This window comes from uncultured Coprobacter sp., assembly GCF_947855755.1.
In the GTDB taxonomy this organism is placed as follows: domain Bacteria; phylum Bacteroidota; class Bacteroidia; order Bacteroidales; family Coprobacteraceae; genus Coprobacter.
The window spans coordinates 1-3,499 of sequence record NZ_CANUAR010000056.1; the positions used below are offsets into that span (position 1 = coordinate 1).

5 protein-coding genes are annotated in these 3,499 nt (G+C 35.7%); all 5 read right to left on the reverse strand.

Features of this window, described 5'->3' with window-relative positions; genetic code table 11:
- Nucleotides 1-111 (reverse strand): NVEALA domain-containing protein (locus tag Q0093_RS14735; RefSeq protein ID WP_297932003.1); only part of this gene is annotated, 111 nt, incomplete at its 3' end.
- A 275-nt stretch (nucleotides 112-386) separates the two neighbouring features.
- A complete protein-coding gene (locus Q0093_RS14740) occupies nucleotides 387-608 on the reverse strand; it encodes an NVEALA domain-containing protein (protein ID WP_005812429.1) in 222 nt (73 codons plus the stop codon).
- Between the two features lie 93 nt (nucleotides 609-701).
- Nucleotides 702-1,841: a hypothetical protein gene (locus Q0093_RS14745; RefSeq protein WP_297931999.1), complete on the reverse strand. Its 1,140-nt coding sequence runs from the start codon at nucleotides 1,839-1,841 to the stop codon at nucleotides 702-704.
- Between the two features lie 329 nt (nucleotides 1,842-2,170).
- Nucleotides 2,171-2,329: a hypothetical protein gene (locus tag Q0093_RS14750; RefSeq protein WP_008769118.1), complete on the reverse strand. Its 159-nt coding sequence runs from the start codon at nucleotides 2,327-2,329 to the stop codon at nucleotides 2,171-2,173.
- An 88-nt stretch (nucleotides 2,330-2,417) separates the two neighbouring features.
- Nucleotides 2,418-3,499, reverse strand: a 1,082-nt coding sequence (locus Q0093_RS14755) for a 6-bladed beta-propeller (RefSeq protein ID WP_297932001.1), incomplete at its 5' end; no start/stop codon positions are given.

Below are 3,499 nucleotides of genomic sequence, written 5' to 3' on the forward strand. Positions count from 1 at the left end.
CATTGCCAAATCCGATATCGACATTTCTGCTCTCTGTGACTGATATATATTGTAGCCTGCAAAAGTTGCAACTACAGCGACTATCAGGGCCGCAAAAATCTTCTTACTCATAACTTACATATTTTTTACGAGGTTAGTAATTCTTTTGTTTGTCGTGTCTCTCTTTCGGGGAGCCACCTCCTCCGTAGAAAAAGTATATGCTACATTTACTCATTCCAATGAATTTTTCGCTATCTTCGTGCCGGGCAACCTCCTTTTTTAAGGGTTATCCGGGAGTGGACGATTCTAAGACTTTTCTCGAACGTAGATCGTTCCACTCCCTTTCTAACCCAAGTTAATAATGCAATGAATGATTCTAGTGTGATAAGATTTATATAAAAGAGCACTCACTCCCCAAGACTAAATCCTTGAACCACATATTCTACTTTGATATGGTTAATAGGACAATCTACAGATCCGTCACCTAAGCAACCTAAATTGGTAACGTGTTCACTACCGGCAAGCGCCTCTACATTTTGCAAGAATAAGGAATTTACTCTCTTAGGAGTTTTCGCGGCAGGCCAATACCCGACCAGGGCTATTAAACCAAGCCCAAAGATCAATTTCATATAGTTTTTCATGGTTTCAAAGTATAAGTGTTAATAACTGGCAGCAAAGGTAAAAAGAGATTTTGGATAAACTGCTATCAATTTTATTGCCATTTATGTCAAATCATTATCAACAAGGTCGTCTATGAACAACATACGATAACGATCGCTTCCAAAACGCCTGAAACAAACACCACAACCAGCTTGCTCTAATCTCTTCCCTAATTTGTTTCCGGCAGAACAAAACGTATTTATCTGAACGTTCGATTGACCTTTCCAAATAAACTTAATGATATCCTCATCAGTCACCGTATAATCGGGAGCATCTAAAAAAAGCTTTAGAATCTGACATTGCTGGGGGGACAAAGACATTTTCTTGCCATTACAATTAAGAACTCTATTCTGGGCATCAAAAACAACTCCATAACGTAAACCATATAGTTGTCCTTCTACTTTACAAATTTGCTTTATTAGAGGTGCCTTTTTTTCCGGAGATGTTTCTTTTTCAACTATTATCTCACGAATCACCTCTTTCTCAACAACGACTTCCTTTTCAACGACAACCTCATAAGGAACCTCTTTTAATTCCGGAGGACGATTCACCATTTTATAATAAAAGCAGATAAATAAAAGCATCAATAACAAACAAATTACAATCCATCCAAAAGGTTGCCAATGATACCATAATATTGTTTTCCAACTAAAAGCTAAAAGACCGATGACCTCTATCTCACAACGATTACCTATATATGAAGTTATAATCCCAGAAGAAGTATCCCACACACCATCGTGACTTGATGAACTAACAATCTTTCCCTGAAGATTTTCCATCTGCACACGCACCGCAGACTCTGTATCAATGTGATCTTTCTTAAGCATACTCCGCCAATGTTCATTTAAAGAATCCGGCAATAAATGGGATTTCTCACATAGGATAGAGTGTATTGACCGGTTTCTCAGATTCCGAGAAATGTTCTTTTTACTTTTCAAAGAATCAACCTCGTACGCTTTTTTCCCTTCTGCTGTTGTAATGTAAATTTTCAAAGGTAGAGTATCAGATGAACTCTCAGCAAACAAGTGAAATAGATTTAAATCTCTTTCTTTTCTTTCCATCTCTTCTTGAAGCATCTGTACGAATAGATTCTCCGCCTGTTTATGTATGCCCATCTTATTTCGTTGATAGAAATAGGCTCCAACCAATAGTGATAGGATTATCACTCCAATAACACACGAAAGCAATTCATTTTTTGTCATTTCGATTTATTTTACTGACAAAAATAATATTATTTCCTAACAAGAAGCTAAAAGACAGAAAAAAATTAAATAACAAATTTAGAGATATACAAAACAGTTTGTAAGCATTCTGTTCATTTCACACGCAAACAAGAACTCTTGTACGAGTCAACTAATTCCAATATTCCTCCAAAATAGATTATATTCAGTACCGTTTCAAATTCATCACGATTATTGCCCGAAAAGAACAAAGTCTCCTCCCGCTTGTCTGTTCCACCCCTGCATAAAGAAAGATTTGAAAAACAAAAAATATACATATCAAGCAAACTCGTAACATCCTAACAAAAAAGTCAGTTTAACTGATAACAATAATAATGATAACGTTCTTCTCCACCATCCGTTTCCTTTGTCATCAGGCAGAGTCGCTCATCATTACTATCCACCGAGATGCATATATCCCATCTATCCAGTATCACTTTCTTTACAATAGTACCTCCTTCCCATTCCAATTTTTAACAAGTTCTTCAAGTCTTTCCTTCTCGGTCTGCTGACATGAGATTAGAAAGAAAAAACAACCTAACACCAGTATAAGATTTTTCATTTAAAATAAAATTTGATTAAACAGGGGTTATCATCTTCTAAACGCTCTTCCAGCTTCTGATATTCCTCCGGAGGAAGCACTTTTTCATAGTTTGGAAAGTCTTCATTGAAAACAATACAAGTCAGGAAATCTTCATTTAAGGCTAAAGGATGGAGCAAAATACCCTCCGCTGTTTTCTCAAAAAAGAAACTCTTGCCGTCATCCTTTCGATAAAACAGATTTATCCGATGCCGAAGGCCAAACGTCAACATGGTATAATAATATTTTTTATTCTGAAATTGATGCCTTAATAAATAAGGCACAGTAGAATCACGTAAATACTGCAACATTAATTTATATTCCTCAACCTTTTGATCCTCTAATAAAGTGAATCCATACTCCTTCAAATCAAGATTATCTTTTCCAAAATCCCAACGGTATGCAACCCGTAAGCTATCTGTCCTTACTTCATATACTTCATTTTGATAAGGATTCGAAAAATATACTTTATGTTCATAATTATAAAAAGGTTTAGAATTCAGAGTAGTGAGAACGGGAGGAACATGCCAAAATTCTTTCACATTCTTGAAAGACTCTTTAGAAATAACGCTGATACAATTTTCATTCTCAGAAGCAGGTAATGTCCATGTAACGAAATACTTACTATCCAACTCCTCTATCAATTGATAATTCGACCTAGTTGGCAGTTTTATTTCTTTTATGAATTTTCCATCCAGAGAATACACATAAAGAGAGCCAAATGGAGACAGCATATACACTGCATTTTCTTTTTCTTTAATAACGGCATCGTATATTTCACGATACTCTCCGGGACCTTGTCCCTTTTTACCTATTTTATGCAAAAGATGCCCTTCTTCATCAAAAGAAAACACAGCCGGAACCCCTTCATCGACAATATAATATCTGTTATCTTTTATAATAACTTTCACAGGCCTTACAAGAAAGGAACTATCATTGGTTTCCAATGGAATGACAGATATTTTAGAAAATAATTCTTCTGTTGGAACAGGGCGTTCAACCAAATCGACATGTAATACTTCACAGTCGGTTTTATCTCCAGTGCTTTTACATGAAAAAA